The following is a 17,770-nucleotide window of genomic DNA, read 5'->3' as shown; positions in this document are numbered from 1 at the left end:
TGCTAGGTGCCATGAGCAACACCGAGCCGTCCCCCACCACGGCCCCCGAGGGAATCGCCGCGGTCGAGGCCGCCACGCACACCCCCGAGCGCAGCGACCCGCAGGTCCTGGTGATCACCGGGATGTCCGGCGCCGGCCGGTCCCGGGCCGCCGCCGTGCTGGAGGACCTCGACTGGTACGTGGTCGACAACCTGCCGCCCATGATGCTCGTACCCCTGGTCGACCTCATGGCCAAGGGGTCCAGCATCGAGCGCGTAGCCGTCGTCGTGGACGTGCGCGGCCGCCAGTTCTTCTCGGAGCTGGACAAGGTGCTCGTGCACATGACGGAGGCCAAGGTGGCCTACCGCATCCTGTTCCTGGACGCGAGCGACGAGGTGCTGGTGCGCCGCTTCGAGCAGGTGCGCCGCCCGCACCCGCTGCAGGGCGACGGCCGGATCCTCGACGGCATCGCCGAGGAGCGCTCCGTCGTGGCGACCCTGGCCGAGCGCGCCGACCTGCGGATCGACACCTCCGACCTGTCCGTGCACGACCTCGCGCGGGAGATCCGGGCCTGGCTCGCGCACGACGCGACCGAGCAGCTGCGCATCAACGTGATCTCGTTCGGGTTCAAGTACGGCATCCCTCTGGACGCGGACCACGTGGTGGACGTACGGTTCCTGGCCAACCCGTACTGGATCACCGAGCTGCGGCACCTGACCGGGCGTGACCAGCCGGTACGCGACTACGTGCTCGCCCGCCCGGGCGCCGTCGAGTTCGCGGACCGGTACGTCGAGGCGCTGGCACCGGTGCTCGCCGGCTATCTCAACGAGGAGAAGCGTTACGTGACCATCGCCGTGGGATGCACGGGCGGAAAGCACCGGTCCGTCGCCATGTCCGACGCCATCGCCGAGCGGCTGCGCGCCCGCGGGCAGCTCGTCTCCGTCTCGGCGCGCGATCTGGGCCGCGAATGATCCCGCACGCGCCGGGGGTGCCCGACGTCCCCGCCCCGGAGTGGAGCAAGAACCCGTCGGTCGTCGCCCTCGGCGGCGGCCACGGCCTGTCCGCCAGCCTGTCCGCGCTGCGCCTCATGTCCGACCGCCTCACGGCCGTCGTGACGGTGGCCGACGACGGCGGCTCGTCCGGCCGGCTCCGCGAGGAGCTCGACGTGCTGCCTCCCGGCGACCTGCGGATGGCGCTCGCGGCCCTGTGCGACGACTCGGAGTGGGGCCGGACCTGGAGCGCCATGCTGCAGCACCGGTTCTCGTCGTCGGGCGAGCTGGACAACCACGCCATGGGCAACCTGCTCATCGTGGCGCTGTGGGAGCTGCTCGGGGACCCGGTCGAGGGGCTGGACTGGGTGGGCCGCCTGCTCGGCGCCCGCGGGCGCGTGCTGCCGATGGCGTCGGTGCCGCTCGTGGTCGAGGCCGACGTGCGGCACACCGCGGCGCGCGGCGAGCCGGAGGCGCCCCTGGAGACCGTGATCGGGCAGAGCCGGGTCGCCGTGACGGAGGGTCGGATCGAGCAGCTGCGGCTGCTGCCCGCGGACCCGCCGGCGTCCCCGGAGGCCGTCCAGGCGGTGCTCGACGCCGACTGGGTGGTCCTCGGCCCCGGGTCCTGGTACTCCTCCGTGCTGGTCCACCTGCTGGTGCCCGCCCTCGCGGACGCCCTGCACGTCACCAAGGCGCGCCGGTGCGTCACGCTCAACCTGTCCGCGGAGAACGGCGAGACGGCCGGCCTGACCGCCGTCGACCACCTGGAGGCCCTGCACAAGCACGCGCCCGGCCTGCGGATCGACGCGGTGCTCGCCGACCCGTCCGCCGTCGAGGACGTCGCGGCCCTGGAGGCCGCAGCCGCGTCGATGGGCGCGCGCGTGATCATGCGGCAGGTGCGCCGCGGCGACGACACCGCCCGGCACGACGGGCTGCGCCTGGCCGCCGCGTACCGGGACGTGTTCGAGGGCGTCTACGGCGACGTCTGACCTGCGGTTCGATGCGGGGCCGGACGTCGGTGGGCAGAACGGCGAGCCGGCCCCGTCCGCGATGCGAGACCCTTCGTGGACACCGTTGACATGCCCCGTGGGCGGCCGTAACTTCCCCGCATACCGAATCCCTATCAGTCTGATAGGGAATTCGAACCGGAGGGAGACCGACATGGCACGAGCGATGTACGGCACGGTGCGGTCCGCGCACGCCCGCCCCATGTGTCGTGCCCAGGAGTGTTGTCCGCCGGCCGCTGACGGCCCCCGGTAGCACCGCGCAACACTCCCGGTAGCACCGCGCAACACCCCGGGTAGCGCCTCGCGGCGCCCCCGCTGAACGGCCCCGTCGCGGCCCTGCCCCGTCGTACCCGTTCCTCGTCGTACCCGCCCGGGCCGACGTCCCGCGCCTCCGCCCCCACACCTCGCCCCCCGCGTCACCTCCGGTGACGGACCTTCGTGCACCCTCGCGCAGGTCCGCCTCGCCGTGCCCCGAGAGGAACCCCCATGGTCCCGAACCACCCCCGCCGCACACCGCCCACGGCAGTCGCCGCCGTCGCCACGGCCCTGGCCGCCGCGCTCGCCCTGACGGGCTGCGCCGGACCCGACACCGCCGCGGGCAGCGCCCCCGCCGAGCCGACGCCGGGCGGCACGCTCCGGTTCGCGCTCGGGGCCGCGCCGCAGGGCGTGGACCCGCAGCAGGTCGGCTCGAACGTCAGCATCTACGTGGCGCGGCAGCTCGCCGACTCGCTCACCGACCAGGACCCCGAGACCGGTGAGATCCAGCCGTGGCTCGCGGAGAGCTGGGACGTCAGCGACGACCTGACCCGCTTCACGTTCCACCTGCGCGACGGCGTGACGTTCTCCGACGGCAGCGCGCTGGACTCCGCCGACGTCCGGGCCAGCTTCGACGCCGTCGCGGGCGACCTCGGGGCGAGCGCACCGCTCGCGGCGAGCTACCTCGCGGGCTACGAGCAGACCGAGGTGCCCGACGAGCACACCGCGACCGTCGTCTTCGACGCGCCCAACGCGCAGTTCCTGCAGGCCACCTCGACGGTGTCACTCGCGATCCTGGCCGCGGAGACGGCGGAGGTGGACCCGGCCGAGCGGCTCCAGGGCGACGTCGTCGGCTCGGGGCCGTTCGTCCTGGAGAGCTACACCCAGGACCAGGGCGCCGTCGTCACGCGCCGCGAGGGCTACGACTGGGCCCCCGCGTCGGCCGAGCACGACGGCGACGCCTACCTGGAGCGCATCGAGTTCTCGGTGGTCCCGGAGTCCGGGGTGCGGGCCGGCGGGCTCGCGTCCGACCAGTTCGACGCCGTGGGCGACGTGCTGCCGCAGGACGTGCCGCAGGTCGAGGGCTCGGGCGGCGCGGTGCTGACCCGCGCCAACCCGGGTGTGCCGTTCGTGCTGCAGCCCAACCTGACCCGCGCGCCCCTGGACGACGTCGAGGTGCGGCGCGCCCTCCTGCTGGCGATCGACCGCCAGGAGCTGGTCGACACGGTGCTGTCCGACGCGTTCGAGCCGGCCACGGGCATCCTCGCGTCCACCACGCCCGGCTACGCCGACCTGTCCGACCGGCTCGCCTTCGACCCCGAGGAGGCAGGCCGCATCCTTGACGACGCCGGGTGGGCCCTCGGCCCGGACGGCATCCGCGTCAAGGACGGTGCGCCGCTGGAGATCGAGGTGACCTACACCCCGGTGTTCACCGGCAGCGGGCCGGTGCTGGAGCTGGTGGCCCAGCAGCTGCGCGCCGTCGGCGTGGACCTCACGCTCCGCCAGCTCACGGCCCCCGAGCAGACCGTCGCCCAGGACTCCGGCGACTACGACTTCTACTACTACAACGTCACCCGGGCCGACGCCGACATCCTGCGCACCCAGTTCTCCACGGCGCAGCGCAACCTCAGCCTGCGCGAGCCCGACGACGTCGTGGACCCGCTCCTCGACGAGCAGCTCGGCGAGGCCGACCCGGCCGCCCGCGACGCGATCGCCGCCGAGGCGCAGGAGGCGATCCTCGACGAGGGCCTCGCCGTGCCGCTGTTCGAGCTGTCCCAGTCGATCGGGGTGCGCGGCGACGTGCACGGCGTCACCTTCGACGCCTCGTCCCGGCTGCTGTTCCACGACGCCTGGATCGAGCAGGAGTGATGCCCGCCTACGTGCTGCGCCGCCTCGCCGGCGCCGTCGCGGTCCTGTGGGCGGCGTTCACCGTCTCCTACCTGATCCTGTACCTGCTGCCCAGCGACCCGGTCGCGATCATGCTCGACCAGGGCGCCGGGGGTGAGCGCGTGGACCCGGCGCGGGTCGCCGAGCTGCGCGAGCGCTACGGGTTCGACCAGGGCCCGCTCCAGCAGTACGTGACGCTGCTCGGCCGCACGCTGACGGGCGACCTCGGCACGTCCATCAGCAGCGGCGCCCCCGTGACCGGCCTCATCGCGGACGCGTTCCCCGAGACGGCCAAGCTCGCCGGCCTCGCGCTCGCGCTCGCCCTGGTCGCCGGGGTGGGGATCGCCCTGCTCGCGTCCTGGACCCGGGCCGCGTGGCTGCGTGACCTGCTGCTCGCCCTGCCGCCGCTCGGCGTCGCGGTGCCCGGGTTCTGGGTCGGCCTCGTGCTGCTCCACCTGTTCTCGTTCACCTGGTTCGTCTTCCCGGCGGTCGGCAACGAGGGGTTCGCCTCCCTGGTGCTGCCCGCGGTCACGCTCGCGACCGGGCTCGCCGCCGTCGTCGCGCAGGTGCTCTCCCAGGGCCTGCGCGAGGCCCGGCGCGCGCCCTACGTCGAGACCGCGTTCGCCAAGGGTTCCGGGCGGGCCCGGGTGCTCGGCGCGCACGTCGTGCGCAACGGGTCCCTGCCGACCGTCACCGTGCTCGGCGTGCTCGTGGGCAACCTCCTCGGCGGCACGGTCGTGGTCGAGACGGTCTTCTCCCGCCAGGGCTTCGGCCGGCTCGTCGAGACCGCCGTGACCACCCAGGACATCCCCGTGGTCCAGGGGCTCGTGGTCGTCGCCGCCGCGGTGTTCGTCCTGACCAGCCTCCTGGTCGACCTCGTCCACCCCCTGCTCGACCCGCGGGCGCTCGCCGGCGCCCACGGCCGCACCGGGGGAGGTGCGCGATGACCCGGCCCCACGCCCTGCTGGCGCTCGCGATCGTGGCCCTCGTCCTGGCCTGGGCGCTCGTCCCCGGCCTGTTCACGGGCCAGGACCCGATCACCGGCGTCCCCGCCGACAAGCTCCAGGCGCCCGGCGCCGCCCACTGGTTCGGCACCGACCACCTCGGCCGCGACCTGTTCTCCCGCACCGTGCACGGCACCAGCCTGTCCGTGCGGGCGGCGCTGCTCGCGATCGGCGTCGCCCTGGTGGCCGGGTCCGGCGTCGGGCTGCTCGCCGGGTTCCTCGGCGGCCCGGTCGACGACGCGCTCATGCGCGCCACCGACGTGCTGCTCGCCATCCCTGGCCTCCTGCTGTCGCTCGCCGTCGTGACGGCGCTCGGCTTCGGCACCGTCAAGGTAGCGATCGCGGTGGGCGTCGCCTCCGTGGCCACGTTCGCCCGCGTCATGCGCAGCCAGGTGCTGCGCGTGCGGCACGCCACCTACGTCGAGGCCGCGCGACTGGCCGGCGCCGGCCGGGGCGCCGTCCTGCTGCGGCACGTGCTGCCCAACGCGGCCGGCCCCGTGCTGGCGCTCGCGGCGGTCGAGCTCGGCGCGGTGATCCTGGCGGTCTCCGCCCTGAGCTTCCTCGGGTACGGCGCCACGCCGCCCACGCCCGAGTGGGGCTCCCTGGTGGCCGAGGGGCGCGACTACCTGGCCGTCGCCTGGTGGTACTCGACGCTGCCGGGCCTGGTCATCGCCCTGTTCGTGCTCGCCGTCGGCGTGCTCGGCCGGGCGCTCACCCGCGAGACGAGGACGGACCGATGACGCTGACGACGCGGCCCGGCACGGGCACCCCCACTCCGGCGACCGCCGCGGGCGACGCCGCGCCGTCGGGCGGCCCGCTGCGCGTACGTGGCCTGCGCGTCGCCTACGGCGAGGCCGAGGTGGTGCACGGCGTGGACCTGGACGTGCGGCCGGGCGAGGTGGTCGCGCTGGTCGGGGAGTCAGGGAGCGGCAAGTCCACCACGGCGCACGCCCTGATCGGCCTGCTGCCCGACGGCGGCCGGGTCACCGCGGGGGAGGTGACGCTCGGCGCCGGGCCGCGGTCCACGCCGCTGACCGGCCTGCTCCCCGACGCGTGGCGGCGGGTGCGCGGCGTGCGCGTCGGGTTCGTGCCGCAGGACCCGGGTACCGCGCTCGACCCCGTGGTCCGGGTGGGGGAGCAGGTCGCCGAGGCGCTCGTGGTGCACGGGACGCCGCGCCGGGCCGCCCGCGAGCGGGCCGTCGAGATCCTCGGTGAGGTGGGGCTGGACCGGCCGCGGGAGCGGGCCCGGCAGTACCCGCACCAGCTCTCCGGCGGCATGCGGCAGCGGGTGCTCGTCGGCATCGCCATGGCGTGCGAGCCGGAGCTGGTCATCGCGGACGAGCCGACCTCCGCCCTGGACGTGACGGTGCAGCGGCGGGTGCTCGACCTGCTCGCCGACCTCACCGGCCGGGCGGGCACCGCGGTGCTGCTCATCACGCACGATCTTGCCGTCGCCGCCGACCGGGCCGACCGCGTGGTCGTGCTCAAGGACGGCGTGGTGGTCGAGGAGGGGCCCGCCGCCCGGGTGCTGGGCGCGCCCGAGCACCCGTACACGCGGGAGCTCGTCGCGGCGGTGCCCGGCAGAAATAATGTGCCAAGCGCAGCCGCCGTCGCCACCACCGCCACACCCACCGGCCCGGACCCCGAGCCCCGGCCCGCCCTGCTGGAGGTCCGTGGGCTCGTCAAGGAGTTCCGCCTCGGTCGCCGCGAGCGGCTGCGCGCCGTCGACGACGTCTCCTTCGCCGTCCCGCGCGGCTCCGCGTTCGCGTTGGTGGGGGAGTCGGGGTCGGGCAAGTCGACCACCGCGCGCCTGGTGCTCGGCCTGGAGCGGCCCGACGGCGGCGCGGTCGAGCTGGACGGCGCGCCCGTCGGCGCCGACCGGGCGACCCGCCGTCGCACCCAGCTCGTGCACCAGGACCCGTACTCGTCGCTGGACCCCCGCTTCACGGTCGCCGCCGTCGTGGAGGAGCCGCTGCGGGCCCACCGCGTCGGGGACCGCGCCGAGCGGCGGGAGCGGGTGGCGCAGCTCCTGCGGCAGGTGCACCTCTCGCCGGACCTGGCCCGACGCCGGCCGGCCGAGCTGTCGGGCGGGCAGCGCCAGCGGGTGGCCATCGCGCGGGCGCTGGCGCTCGACCCGGAGCTGCTCGTGCTGGACGAGCCCACCTCCGCGCTCGACGTCTCCGTGCAGGCCCGCGTGCTGGAGCTGCTGGCGCGGCTGCGCGCGGAGCGGGGCCTGACCTACCTGTTCATCTCGCACGACCTGGGGGTGGTGCGGCAGGTCGCCGATCACGTCGGCGTCCTGAGCGGCGGGCGGCTCGTGGAGACCGGACCCGTCGGCCGCGTGTTCGACCACCCCGCCCACCCGTACACCGCCGAGCTGATCGCGGCGATCCCCGGTGCCCGCACCGCCGCACAGCACCCCGACCGGAAGGACCTGACATGACCGAGGTACTGAGCCCGCCCGACGCCGACGCCGCCGCTCGCGAGCACGCGGCGTGGCGGGCCGCCCGCGAGCGCGAGCTGCGCACGCCCCACGGCTGGCTGAGCCCGGCGGCGCTGCTGTGGCCCACGGCCACGCCGTCGCGCCTGCCGGGGCTGCCGGGGGAGTGGTGGGTCGACGACCGGACGCTGTTCACCCGCCCGGCGTCCGGCGACACGGCCACGCTGGTGGGGGAGCGCGTCGAGCCCGACGGGCCGACGTCGATCGTCGTGGGCGAGGGCCGCAGCCGGATCCTGGGCACGTTCCTGCCGCAGGGCCGGGCGGCGGGCGCCGAGCGGGAGGTGGCGGTCGAGGTGGTGCTGCGCACCGGCCGGTACGGGGTGCGGCCGCGGGACCCGGAGGCGGCCACCCGCACGAGGTTCGACGGCGTCCCCGCGTTCGACCACGACCCGGCCTGGGTGCTGGACGTGCCCGTGCGCTGGTACGACGAGCCCGACGCGGTGACCGTGGGCGCGGCGCAGCCCCGCCTGGTGCACCACGTCGAGGTGTTCGGCGAGGTGGACGTCGCCCACGCCGGCACCGTGACGACGCTGGCGCTGACGGGCAGCAGCACCGAGCCGGCCCTGCTGTTCACCGACGAGTCCGACGAGGTCGCGCCGTGGCGGGTCCTGCGGATCCCGGTCCCCGTGCTGGTGCCAGGGACGCCGGCGGACGACGCCGGCGTCCCGGCCCCCGGCACCCTGCGCCTGGACCTGAACCGGGCGGTGAACCTGCCGTACGCGTTCACGCCTTTCGGCACGTGCCCCGCCCCGCTGGCGGGCAACCACCTGCCGTTCGCGGTCACCGCCGGAGAGAAGGCACCCCGATGACCGCCCTCTCCGCTGGGCCGCACCCGGCGTCGTCCACCGCCCCGGACGCACCGAGCGGGCTGGAGGTCCGCGACGTGCGCCTGTCTGACCCGCTGGTCGAACCGCTGCTGGCGGGTCTGTCGGTCGAGTACCGCGCCCGCTACCACGACCTGCTGACCGAGGAGCAGCACCGGGCCGAGATGGCGCACTACGCGGCCGAGGAGTTCGCCCCGCCCGTGGGCGCCCTCGTGCTGCTCCTGGAACGCGGCGAGCCGGTCGCGGGTGGCGCGTTCCGCCGTCGGCTGGAGCCCGAGCTGGGGCAGCCCGCGCGCCTGGCGCGCGCCGACGCCCGGGACGCGGACGGCGTCCCGGCCGTCCCCACGGCCGAGCTGAAGCGCATCTGGACCCACGACGCCCACCGGCGCCGCGGCCTGGCCCGGCGCGTGCTGGCCGAGCTGGAGGCGCGGGCCCGCGACCTGGGCTACCCGCGGCTCTACCTGACCACGGGCCCGCGGCAGCCGGAGGCGGCGGGGCTCTACCGCGCCACGGGCTACACGCCGCTCACGGCGGCCGCCGCGGGCGAGCCGGCCGACCCGGCAGGCGAGCAGCCGTTCAGCCCGCTCCCCTTCGAGAAATGGCTGACCACACCATGACCGCCGACCTGGCCGAGGGCGAGTCCCGCCTCCTGTACCCGCCGCCCGGCCTGCCGCCGGGCGGGGACGGGCCGGCGCAGGCGGGCCCGGCCGACGAGGACCTGCGCGTGGTCGCGGCCCGGCACCCGGGCCGCTGGGTCGCGACCGCCGTGGTCGGCGTGCTGCTGGCCATGGTGATCTCCTCCCTGGTCACCAACGACCGCTGGGAGTGGGACGTCGTGGCCCGCTACCTCACGTGGCCGTCGATCCTGGAGGGGGCGTGGGCCACGATCCGGCTCACGGTGACGGCGTCGGTCGTGGGCTTCGCGCTCGGCACGGTGCTGGCCCTGATGCGGCTGTCGCGCTCGCCGCTGCTGCAGGCCGTCTCGTGGGCCTACACGTGGGTGTTCCGGTCGGTGCCGCTGCTGCTGCAGCTCCTGCTCTGGTACAACCTGGCCTATCTCTACCCGGTGCTGAGCCTCGGCATCCCGTTCGGGCCGGAGTTCCTGTTCTTCGACACGCTCGACCTGATCGACAAGTTCTGGGCCGCGATCCTGGGCCTCGGGCTGTCGCAGGCCGCCTACAGCGCGGAGATCGTGCGGGCCGGCATCCTCGGCGTCGACCAGGGCCAGCACGAGGCCGCGGCGTCCCTGGGCATCCCGCGCCACCGCCAGGTGCGGCGGATCATCCTGCCGCAGGCGATGCGGTCCATCGTGCCCACCGCGGTGAACGAGGTGATCGGCCTGCTCAAGGGCACCTCGATCGTGTACGTGCTCGCGTACGGCGAGCTGTTCTACATCGTGAGCGTCATCTACGGCCGCAACGGCCGCGTGGTGCCGCTGCTCATCGTCGCCGCGATCTGGTACCTCGCCCTGACCACGCTCATCACGGTCGTCCAGTACTACGTGGAGCGGCACTACGCCAAGGGCGCCCTGCGCACCCTGCCGCCCACGCCCGTCCAGCGGGTGCGGTGGGAGGTCCAGGTCGGCTGGTCGCGCCTGACCGGCGCCCCCGTGCCCGACGGTGTCCCGCCCGCCTTCGCGGCGCGCGTCCGGGTGGGGCGCCGGGTCGCGCCGCGCGGACCGAAGGAAGGTGCCGCATGACCGGCGGGCTGCTGGAGATCCGGGGCGTGCACAAGTCGTACGGCCTGCTGGAGGCCCTGCGCGGCGTGGACCTGACCGTCCGGCCGGGCGAGGTCGCCGCAATCATCGGCCCGTCCGGGTCGGGCAAGTCGACCCTGCTGCGCGCCATCAACCACCTGGAGAAGGTGGACCGCGGGTTCGTGTCCCTGGACGGCGAGCTCATCGGGTACGCCCGGCACGGCAACACCCTCCGGGAGCTCACCGAGCGCGAGATCCTGCGCCGGCGCACCCGGATCGGGTTCGTGTTCCAGAACTTCAACCTGTTCCCGCACCTCACGGTGCTGGAGAACGTCGTCGAGGCGCCGATCCACGCCCAGGGCCGGCCGCGCGCCGAGGCCGAGGCGGAGGCGCGCGAGCTGCTGGCCCGCGTCGGGCTCGCCGACCGGGCCGACGCCCGGCCCCGGCAGCTCTCCGGCGGCCAGCAGCAGCGGGTGGCCATCGCCCGCGCCCTGGCCCTGCGGCCCGCGGTCGTGCTCTTCGACGAGCCGACGTCGGCCCTGGACCCCGAGCTCGTCGGCGAGGTGCTCGGCGTGATCAAGGAGCTCGCCGGCACCGGCACCACGCTCGTCGTCGTCACCCACGAGGTGGGCTTCGCCCGCGAGATCGCGGACGCCGTCGTCTTCATGGACGACGGCGTCGTGGTCGAGCAGGGACCGCCCGCCGACGTGCTCGACCACCCCACCAGCGACCGGACCAGGGCCTTCCTGGAGAAGGTCCTGTGACCCCGCGCCCGATCCCGACCCCCGCCCCGAAAGCTTCCCCGAGAGGAACCACCGTGACCGTCTCCCGACGAGCCGTCCGCACCCGCCTGCTCGCCCTGGCCGCCGTACCGCTGCTCGCCCTCACCGCCGCCTGCTCGGCCGCCAGCACCGAGCGCCCCGACACCGAGGAGGCCGCCGGCCTCGCCGGGAACGCGCCCGAGTCGGCCGGCCTGCAGGTCAGCACCAGCCCCGACCAGGACCGGGTCCGCACCACCGAGTCCGCCGAGGCTGTCGCGCTGCTGCCCGACGAGTGGGCCGGCAAGGACGAGATCACCGTCGCCGTCAGCGCCAGCGGCTCCCCGCCCCTGGTCTTCCTCGCCGACGACGACAAGACGCCGATCGGCCACGAGACCGACATCGCGCAGCTCGTCGCCGACGCCCTCGGCAAGGACGTGCAGCTCGAGGTGAAGGCCTGGGCCGACTGGCCGCTCGCCCTCCAGTCGGGCGACGTCGACGCCGTCATCTCCAACATCACCGTGACCGAGGAGCGCAAGGAGACCATCGACTTCTCCAGCTACCGCGTCGACGAGCTCGGCTGGCTCACGGCCGCCGACTCCGACCTGACGATCGAGAAGCGCGAGGACATCGCGGGCAAGGTCGTCGGCGTCGGCTCCGGGACCAACCAGGAGAAGATCCTGCTCGAGTGGGACCGCCTCAACCAGGCCGACGGCCTGGAACCCATCCAGGGTCCCGAGTACTACGAGCAGCTCTCCGACGTGCTGCTCGCCCTCCAGTCGGGCCGCGTCGAGGCCTACGTCGGGCCCAACGCCGTGCTCGCCTACCAGGCCGGGGTCTCCCCGCAGGACTTCAAGGTGGTCGGCACCCTGAACGGCGGCTGGCCCGACACGGCCCAGATCGCCGTCGCCACCAAGAAGGGCGCAGGCGCCGCCGAGGCGATCACCGCCGCCCTGAACCACGCCATCGAGGACGGGTCCTACCAGCAGGTGCTGGAGCGCTGGGGCCTCGAGGTCGAGGCCGTGGACCGCGCCGAGACCAACCCGCCCGGCCTGCCCAAGACCGAGGAGTGAGCCGCATGACCGAACCGACCACCGACCGCACCACCCGGGTGCCCCTGTCCGTGCTGGACCTCGCCCTCGTCGCCGACGGCTCCACGGGCGTCGAGGCGATCCAGCGGTCCGTGGCGCTCGCGACCGACCTCGACACCCTGGGCTACCGGCGCGTCTGGTACGCCGAGCACCACCTCGCGCCGGGCGTCGCCTCGGCGTCGCCAGCGGTCCTCGCGGCCGCCGTCGCGGCCCGCACCTCGCGGATCCGCGTCGGCTCCGGGGCGGTGCTGCTGTCCACGACGTCGCCCCTGATCGCCGCCGAGCAGTTCGGCACCATCGCGGCCCTGCACCCCGGGCGGGTCGACCTGGGACTGGGCCGTTCGTTCACGGTGCCGCCGTCGGCGCGCCCGGGCGGTGGCGCGCCGTCGGACGGCGGGAAGGTGGCCGACGCCGTCCCGCCGCCCCGGCCGCCCGCCCCCGCCGTCCCGCGGCTCGTGGACGGCCTCTACGTGCCGCCCGCGCCGCCGAACGGGTTCAACGACCCCGCGCTGCGCGAGCGGATCCTCGCCCAGCAGGAGGTGATCGGCGTGCAGCGCAAGCCCGCCGACTTCCGCGAGGAGGTCGAGCTCGTGCTCGACGTGCGACGCGGCACCTACCGGGACCGGAACGGTGGCGCGTACACGAGCCCGCCGGTCGAGGGGGCGCAGTTCGACCTCTGGCTCCTCGCGTCCAGCAGGGGCGAGAGCGCGCGGGTGGCGGGCGAGCTCGGTCTGCCGCTCGCGGCCAACTTCCACGTCAGCCCCGCCACGGTGCTGGACACCGTCGCGGCCTACCGGGAGGCGTTCCGGCCCGGAGTGCTGGAGCAGCCGTACGTCATGGTGTCGGCCGACGTGCTCGTGGCGCAGACCCTGGACCGCGCGCGCGTGCTCGCCGAGCCGTTCGCCGACTGGGTGCTGTCCATCCGCCGCGGCGAGCGCGGCGCCATCGCCTACCCGTCGCCGTCCGCCGCCACCGCCTGGACCGACCGGCCCGACGCCGAGCGCGCCCTCGTGGCCGACCGGGTCGACACGCGGATCGTGGGCGACCCCGAGACCGTCGTCGAACGCCTGGAGACGCTCGTGCGCGTCACGGGCGCCGACGAGCTGCTGGTGACCACCGCCACCCACGACCCCGCCGAGACGCGCCGCTCCTTCGAGCTGCTGGCCCACGCCTGGGGTAGCGCCGACCGGGCCGCCGCCCCCGACACCGGACGCGTGGCCAGCGGCGTCTGACGCCGTACCCCCACCGAACGAAGGAGAACCCCCATGCCCGTCGAGTTCCTCGGCATCGCCGCGACCAGCGACGCCTCCGAGACCACCGCCCGCACCACCCAGCCCTTCGACCCCGGGTACCTGGTCCGCCTCGCCCGCGCCCACGCGGACAACGGCTGGACCCGCATCCTGTTCGCCTACGGTTCCTCCGGCCCCGAGCCGGCGGCGCTCGCCGCGCACGTCGCGGCGCACGTGCCGGACATCGAGCTGCTGCTGGCGCACCGGCCGAACGTCTCCTACCCGACGTACGCGGCAAAGACGTTCGCGACCCTGGACCAGCTCTCGGGCGGGCGGCTGTCCGTGCACTTCATCTCGGGCGGCAACGACCACGAGCAGGGCCGCGAGGGCGACACCCTCACCAAGGACCAGCGGTACGCCCGCACCCGCGAGTACATCCAGATCGTGAAGCGGGCGTGGACCAGCGCCGAGCCGTTCGACCACCACGGCGAGTTCTACGACCTCGACGACTTCGTGCTGGACATCAAGCCGGTCGAGGGCCACGTGCCCACCATCTCGTTCGGCGGCTCGTCCGAGGCCGCCTACCCGGTGGGCGCCGCCGAGGCCGACATCTACGCGGTGTGGGGCGAGCCGCTGGACCGCACCGCCGAGCAGATCGCCCGGGTGCACGCCGAGGCCGCGGCGGCGGGGCGGGCCACGCCGCCGCGCATCCACGCCGCCTTCCGGCCGATCATCGCGCCCACCGAGGAGCTGGCCTGGGAGAAGGCGCACCGCGTGCTGGACCGCATCGAGGCGCGCAAGGCCGCCCAGGGCGGCGTGCTGAGCCGGCGGCACCCCATCGACAAGCCGGAGAACGCGGGCTCCCGGCGACTGCTGGAGATCGCCGCACAGGGCGAGCGGTTCGACACCGCGCTGTGGACCGCCACCGCGAAGGCGACCGGCGGCGCCGGGAACTCCAACGCGCTGGTCGGCACGCCCGAGCAGGTGGCCGAGGCACTGCTGGCGTACTACGACCTGGGTGTGCGGGTCGTCTCGGCCCGCGGCTACGACCTGCTGGACGACGCGATCGACTTCGGCCGGTACGTCATCCCGCTGGTCCAGGAGGGAGTGGCCGAGCGCGACCGGGCGGCCGCGGCCGCCGAGAGCACGGCTGCCTGATGCGCTTCCAGGTCCTGGACATCGGGTTCAACCCGCCGCACCCCGTGACGGGCCGGGAGGTGCCGCCCGCCGACCGGCTGAACCGGATCGTGGACACCGCGGTGCTCGCCGAGGAGCTCGGGTTCGACTCCTTCGCGGTGGGGGAGCGGCACGCGGGACCGGTGCTGTCCTCGGCCCCGACGGTGCTGCTCGGCGCCATCGCTGCCCGCACCTCCCGCATCCTGCTGTCCACGGGCGTCACGGTCCTGTCCCTGCACGACCCGATCCGGCTCGCCGAGGACCTCTCGACGGTCGACCAGCTCAGCCGCGGCCGGCTGGAGATCGTCATCGGCAAGGGCAACGAGGACCTCCAGTACCCGCTGCTCGGCCTGGACCTCGCCAAGCAGTACGAGTACCTGCGGGAGAACTACGAGCTGCTGCGGCTGCTGCTGTCCACCGAGGACGTCACGTGGGAGGGCAGGCACCGGCATCGGCTGGAGCACGCGACCACGCTGCCGCGGCCGTTCGCGGGGCCGTTCCGCATCTGGCACGGCTCGGCGACGTCGCAGCTCGCCGTTGACCTGGCGGCCGAGCACGGCGACCCGATCGTCAGCGCGAACGCGCTGCAGCCCCGCGAGAACTACGCGGTGCTCATCGACCGGTACCGCGAGCGGTACGCGGCCGCGGGGCACGACCCGGCGTACGGGTTCGTCGGCGCCGGCTCGGGCGGGCTGTTCCTGGCGGACACCACCGAGGAGGCCGTGGAGCAGTACCGGCCCGTCTACGAGGGCCAGGTGCGCCAGCAGGACGCGCGCAGGCACGCGCCGGGCGCGGTCGGCAAGGTGACCAGCTTCCGCACGCTGCAGGACGCCGTCGAGCGCGGGCCCGCGCTGGTGGGCTCGCCCGAGCGGGTGGCCGAGAAGATCCTGGACTACCACGGCTCGTTCGGGCACGTGCTGCAGTCCGTGTCCGTGAACCACCTGCTGGAGCCGGCCCGGCAGGAGGACGTGCTGCGCCGGTTCGCCGCCGAGGTGGCCCCGCTGGTCCGGGCGGAGGTGACCACCGACCTGTGGGGCCCGCGCGACGAACGGCGCGCGGCCGGCTTCACGGCGTCGGCCGCGCCGGACGTACTGGCCGGTGGCGGGCGCGGTGTGCTTCGTTGACACTCCTGGAGGAGCGACGTAATTTCGTGCTCGGGATCTCCGACCGATCTGATGTCTATCGGGTCGGTCGGACATCGCGCGCCGCGGATTCACCCGCGGTGCGGGACAACCAGTGCGGCCTCCTGTTCGTCTTGTGCGGTAGGGGCCCTCGCCGGCGTACGCCGGCACCCCGACCGGGAGGACATGACATGACCGAGGCTCTGCAGGCCGCCACGTCCGGTACGAACGTCGCCGAGGAGGCCGTTCGTGAGCACGCCGCCTGGCGTGCGGACCGGGAGCGTGAGCTGCGCGAGCCGCACGGCTGGCTGAGCCCGACGGCGCTGCTGTGGCCCACGGCGACACCGTCGCGCCTTCCGGGCCTGCCCGGCGAGTGGTGGGTCGCCGACGGCGTGCTGCGCACGCAGCCCGTCCCGGGGGAGGCCGCGGTGCTGGTGGGTGAGGACGTCGAGCCCGACGGCCCCACGGTGATCGGCGTCGGCGAGGGGCGCGGCCGCGTCGTGGGTACCTTCCTGCCCGAGGGGCGCGCCGCCTCCGCCGGGTCGGACGGCACGCTCGAGGTCGCCGTCGAGGTGATCGTCCGCACCGGCCGGTACGGCGTGCGGCTGCGCGACCCGCAGGCCGCCACGCGCGCCGCCTTCGCGGGCGTCCCCGCGTTCGACTACGACCCCGCCTGGGTGCTCGACGTGCCCGTGCGCTGGTACGACGAGCCCGAGCCGGTCACGGTCGGGGCGGCCCGTCCCGGACTGGTGCACCACGTCGAGGTGCTCGGCGAGGTCGACGTCGTGCACGGCGGCCGGTCGGCCACGCTCGCCCTGACCGGCACCCTCGCGTCGCCCACCGTCGTGTTCAGCGACGAGGCCGACGGTGTCGCCCCGTGGCGGGCGCTCGAGGTCACGACGACCGGCGGGACGGCGCTGGACGAGCCGGCCGCGGCGCCGTCGGGCACGCTGCGCCTGGACCTGAACCGGGCGGTGAACCTGCCGCACGCCTTCACGGACTTCGGCACGGGCGCCGCGCCGCTGGCGGGCAACCACCTGCCGTTCGCCGTCACCGCGGGGGAGAAGGCGCCGCGATGAGGTCGATTCGCTGCAAGCGGATCGACCGATGAGGCGACACGCCGGGACATTTCGCCCGAGTTTCCGCGATTCCACCGGGTTACCGCGCACATGACCATGGCAGGATGACGCCATGGCGCTCACGGGACAGGTCAAGGAGGAGCTCGCGCGGGTGCGGGTGGCGAAGACGTCGTGCCGTAAGGCAGAGGTCTCCGCGACGCTGCGGTTCTCGGGCGGGCTCCACATCATCTCCGGGCGGGTCGTGATCGAGGCGGAGCTCGACACCGAGGCGGCGGCGACCCGGCTGCGGCACGCCATCCATGACCTCTACGGGCACACGAGCGAGCTCATCGTGGTGCAGGCCGGCGGCCTGCGGAAGAGCTCGCGTTTCGTGGTGCGCGTGGTGCGCGAGGGCGAGTCGCTCGCCCGCCAGACCGGCCTGCTCGACGCCCGCGGCCGCCCCGTGCGCGGCCTGGCGCCCGAGGTCGTGTCCGCCGGCGTCCCGGAGGCCGAGGCCGTGTGGCGCGGCGCGTTCCTGGCGCACGGCTCGCTCACCGAGCCCGGCCGGTCCATGGCGCTCGAGGTGACCAGCCCCGGTCCGGAGGCCGCGCTCGCGCTCGTCGGCGCGGCCCGCCGCCTGGGCGTGGCGGCCAAGTCCCGCGAGGTGCGCGGCATCGACCGCGTCGTGATCCGCGACGGCGACTCCATCGGCCGGATGCTGGAGCGGATCGGCGCGCCCGAGACGCTCAAGGTCTGGGAGGAGCGCCGCGAGCGCCGCGAGGTGCGCGGCACGGCGAACCGGCTGGCGAACTTCGACGACGCGAACCTGCGCCGGTCCGCCCGGGCGGCGGTGGCCGCGGGGGCGCGTGTGCAGCGGGCGTTCGAGATCCTGGGTGACGAGCTGCCGGAGCACCTGCGGCAGGCCGGTGAGCTGCGTCTGGCGCACAAGCAGGCGTCGCTGGAGGAGCTGGGTCGGCTGGCCGAGCCGCAGCTGTCCAAGGACGCGGTGGCGGGTCGGATCCGCCGGCTGCTGTCGACGGCGGACAAGCGCGCCCTGGAGCTGGGTATCCCGGACACCGAGGCGGGGCTGTCGGCGGACCTGCTCGATCTGTGACCTGTTTTGTGGGAAAGGACAGAACCGGGAGTTCCAGGCTGTCCGGCTCGGGTCACGGTTCGGCACGGTTCGGGTATAGGCT

General features: G+C 74.7%; 16 protein-coding genes. All 16 read left to right on the top strand.

Going from position 1 to position 17,770, the window contains the following annotated elements; translation table 11 throughout:
- Positions 1–11 precede the first annotated feature (11 nt).
- The 16 genes from rapZ (at position 12) to whiA (ending at position 17,688) form a co-directional block, all read left to right on the top strand.
- Positions 12–950 (top strand): RNase adapter RapZ, encoded by a 939-nt coding sequence (rapZ, locus tag ACIPN7_RS12260; protein ID WP_397396304.1) that lies wholly within the window; start codon positions 12–14, stop codon positions 948–950.
- Positions 947–1,957 carry a uridine diphosphate-N-acetylglucosamine-binding protein YvcK gene (gene yvcK / locus ACIPN7_RS12255; RefSeq protein WP_400541894.1) on the top strand — a complete coding sequence of 337 codons (1,011 nt, stop codon included), beginning with the start codon at positions 947–949 and terminating at the stop codon, positions 1,955–1,957. The genes rapZ and yvcK overlap by 4 nt, the downstream gene beginning before the upstream one ends.
- Before the next feature lie 504 nt (positions 1,958–2,461).
- A complete protein-coding gene (locus ACIPN7_RS12250) occupies positions 2,462–4,099 on the top strand; it encodes an ABC transporter substrate-binding protein (protein ID WP_400541891.1) in 1,638 nt (545 codons plus the stop codon).
- Positions 4,099–5,064 (top strand): ABC transporter permease, encoded by a 966-nt coding sequence (locus ACIPN7_RS12245; protein ID WP_400541888.1) that lies wholly within the window; start codon positions 4,099–4,101, stop codon positions 5,062–5,064. The genes ACIPN7_RS12250 and ACIPN7_RS12245 overlap by 1 nt, the downstream gene beginning before the upstream one ends.
- Positions 5,061–5,861 (top strand): ABC transporter permease, encoded by an 801-nt coding sequence (locus ACIPN7_RS12240; protein ID WP_400541885.1) that lies wholly within the window; start codon positions 5,061–5,063, stop codon positions 5,859–5,861. The genes ACIPN7_RS12245 and ACIPN7_RS12240 overlap by 4 nt, the downstream gene beginning before the upstream one ends.
- On the top strand, positions 5,858–7,564 hold the full coding sequence (locus ACIPN7_RS12235) for a dipeptide ABC transporter ATP-binding protein (RefSeq protein WP_400541882.1): 1,707 nt from the start codon (positions 5,858–5,860) through the stop codon (positions 7,562–7,564). The genes ACIPN7_RS12240 and ACIPN7_RS12235 overlap by 4 nt, the downstream gene beginning before the upstream one ends.
- Positions 7,561–8,430, top strand: coding sequence for a DUF1684 domain-containing protein (locus ACIPN7_RS12230; RefSeq protein WP_400541879.1), 870 nt, complete (start codon positions 7,561–7,563; stop codon positions 8,428–8,430). Before ACIPN7_RS12235 ends, ACIPN7_RS12230 begins: the two co-directional genes overlap by 4 nt.
- Complete coding sequence (locus ACIPN7_RS12225; protein WP_400541876.1) at positions 8,427–9,062, top strand: GNAT family N-acetyltransferase; 636 nt, start codon at positions 8,427–8,429, stop codon at positions 9,060–9,062. The genes ACIPN7_RS12230 and ACIPN7_RS12225 overlap by 4 nt, the downstream gene beginning before the upstream one ends.
- Positions 9,044–10,144: an amino acid ABC transporter permease gene (locus tag ACIPN7_RS12220; protein ID WP_400541873.1), complete on the top strand. Its 1,101-nt coding sequence runs from the start codon at positions 9,044–9,046 to the stop codon at positions 10,142–10,144. Before ACIPN7_RS12225 ends, ACIPN7_RS12220 begins: the two co-directional genes overlap by 19 nt.
- A complete protein-coding gene (locus ACIPN7_RS12215) occupies positions 10,141–10,905 on the top strand; it encodes an amino acid ABC transporter ATP-binding protein (RefSeq protein WP_400541870.1) in 765 nt (254 codons plus the stop codon). The genes ACIPN7_RS12220 and ACIPN7_RS12215 overlap by 4 nt, the downstream gene beginning before the upstream one ends.
- A gap of 53 nt (positions 10,906–10,958) precedes the next feature.
- On the top strand, positions 10,959–11,972 hold the full coding sequence (locus ACIPN7_RS12210; RefSeq protein WP_400541867.1) for an ABC transporter substrate-binding protein: 1,014 nt from the start codon (positions 10,959–10,961) through the stop codon (positions 11,970–11,972).
- A 5-nt stretch (positions 11,973–11,977) separates the two neighbouring features.
- Positions 11,978–13,222 carry an LLM class flavin-dependent oxidoreductase gene (locus ACIPN7_RS12205; protein ID WP_400541864.1) on the top strand — a complete coding sequence of 415 codons (1,245 nt, stop codon included), beginning with the start codon at positions 11,978–11,980 and terminating at the stop codon, positions 13,220–13,222.
- Between the two features lie 33 nt (positions 13,223–13,255).
- Positions 13,256–14,377: an LLM class flavin-dependent oxidoreductase gene (locus ACIPN7_RS12200; RefSeq protein WP_400541861.1), complete on the top strand. Its 1,122-nt coding sequence runs from the start codon at positions 13,256–13,258 to the stop codon at positions 14,375–14,377.
- A complete protein-coding gene (locus tag ACIPN7_RS12195) occupies positions 14,377–15,519 on the top strand; it encodes an LLM class flavin-dependent oxidoreductase (RefSeq protein ID WP_400541858.1) in 1,143 nt (380 codons plus the stop codon). Before ACIPN7_RS12200 ends, ACIPN7_RS12195 begins: the two co-directional genes overlap by 1 nt.
- 188 nt (positions 15,520–15,707) lie before the next feature.
- The gene (locus ACIPN7_RS12190; protein WP_400541855.1) at positions 15,708–16,595 is read left to right on the top strand and encodes a DUF1684 domain-containing protein; all 888 of its coding nucleotides are present in this window, start codon (positions 15,708–15,710) and stop codon (positions 16,593–16,595) included.
- Positions 16,596–16,707: 112 nt separating this feature from the next.
- A complete protein-coding gene (gene whiA, locus ACIPN7_RS12185) occupies positions 16,708–17,688 on the top strand; it encodes a DNA-binding protein WhiA (RefSeq protein WP_377228504.1) in 981 nt (326 codons plus the stop codon).
- The last annotated feature ends 82 nt before the right edge of the window (positions 17,689–17,770 follow it).

This window comes from Promicromonospora sp. NPDC090134 (genome assembly GCF_044746965.1).
Taxonomy (GTDB): domain Bacteria; phylum Actinomycetota; class Actinomycetes; order Actinomycetales; family Cellulomonadaceae; genus Promicromonospora.
Note: the sequence above shows the minus strand (reverse complement) of the source record. Positions and strands in the feature narration are given on the sequence as shown.

What these genes read in the sequence shown, in the direction of transcription:
- rapZ (WP_397396304.1), top strand. Translation starts at nt 12, where the DNA reads ATGAGCAACACCGAGCCGTCCCCCACCACGGCCCCCGAGGGAATCGCC.
- yvcK (WP_400541894.1), top strand. Translation starts at nt 947, where the DNA reads ATGATCCCGCACGCGCCGGGGGTGCCCGACGTCCCCGCCCCGGAGTGG.
- ACIPN7_RS12250 (WP_400541891.1), top strand. Translation starts at nt 2,462, where the DNA reads ATGGTCCCGAACCACCCCCGCCGCACACCGCCCACGGCAGTCGCCGCC.
- ACIPN7_RS12245 (WP_400541888.1), top strand. Translation starts at nt 4,099, where the DNA reads ATGCCCGCCTACGTGCTGCGCCGCCTCGCCGGCGCCGTCGCGGTCCTG.
- ACIPN7_RS12240 (WP_400541885.1), top strand. Translation starts at nt 5,061, where the DNA reads ATGACCCGGCCCCACGCCCTGCTGGCGCTCGCGATCGTGGCCCTCGTC.
- ACIPN7_RS12235 (WP_400541882.1), top strand. Translation starts at nt 5,858, where the DNA reads ATGACGCTGACGACGCGGCCCGGCACGGGCACCCCCACTCCGGCGACC.
- ACIPN7_RS12230 (WP_400541879.1), top strand. Translation starts at nt 7,561, where the DNA reads ATGACCGAGGTACTGAGCCCGCCCGACGCCGACGCCGCCGCTCGCGAG.
- ACIPN7_RS12225 (WP_400541876.1), top strand. Translation starts at nt 8,427, where the DNA reads ATGACCGCCCTCTCCGCTGGGCCGCACCCGGCGTCGTCCACCGCCCCG.
- ACIPN7_RS12220 (WP_400541873.1), top strand. Translation starts at nt 9,044, where the DNA reads ATGGCTGACCACACCATGACCGCCGACCTGGCCGAGGGCGAGTCCCGC.
- ACIPN7_RS12215 (WP_400541870.1), top strand. Translation starts at nt 10,141, where the DNA reads ATGACCGGCGGGCTGCTGGAGATCCGGGGCGTGCACAAGTCGTACGGC.
- ACIPN7_RS12205 (WP_400541864.1), top strand. Translation starts at nt 11,978, where the DNA reads ATGACCGAACCGACCACCGACCGCACCACCCGGGTGCCCCTGTCCGTG.
- ACIPN7_RS12200 (WP_400541861.1), top strand. Translation starts at nt 13,256, where the DNA reads ATGCCCGTCGAGTTCCTCGGCATCGCCGCGACCAGCGACGCCTCCGAG.
- ACIPN7_RS12195 (WP_400541858.1), top strand. Translation starts at nt 14,377, where the DNA reads ATGCGCTTCCAGGTCCTGGACATCGGGTTCAACCCGCCGCACCCCGTG.
- ACIPN7_RS12190 (WP_400541855.1), top strand. Translation starts at nt 15,708, where the DNA reads ATGACCGAGGCTCTGCAGGCCGCCACGTCCGGTACGAACGTCGCCGAG.
- whiA (WP_377228504.1), top strand. Translation starts at nt 16,708, where the DNA reads ATGGCGCTCACGGGACAGGTCAAGGAGGAGCTCGCGCGGGTGCGGGTG.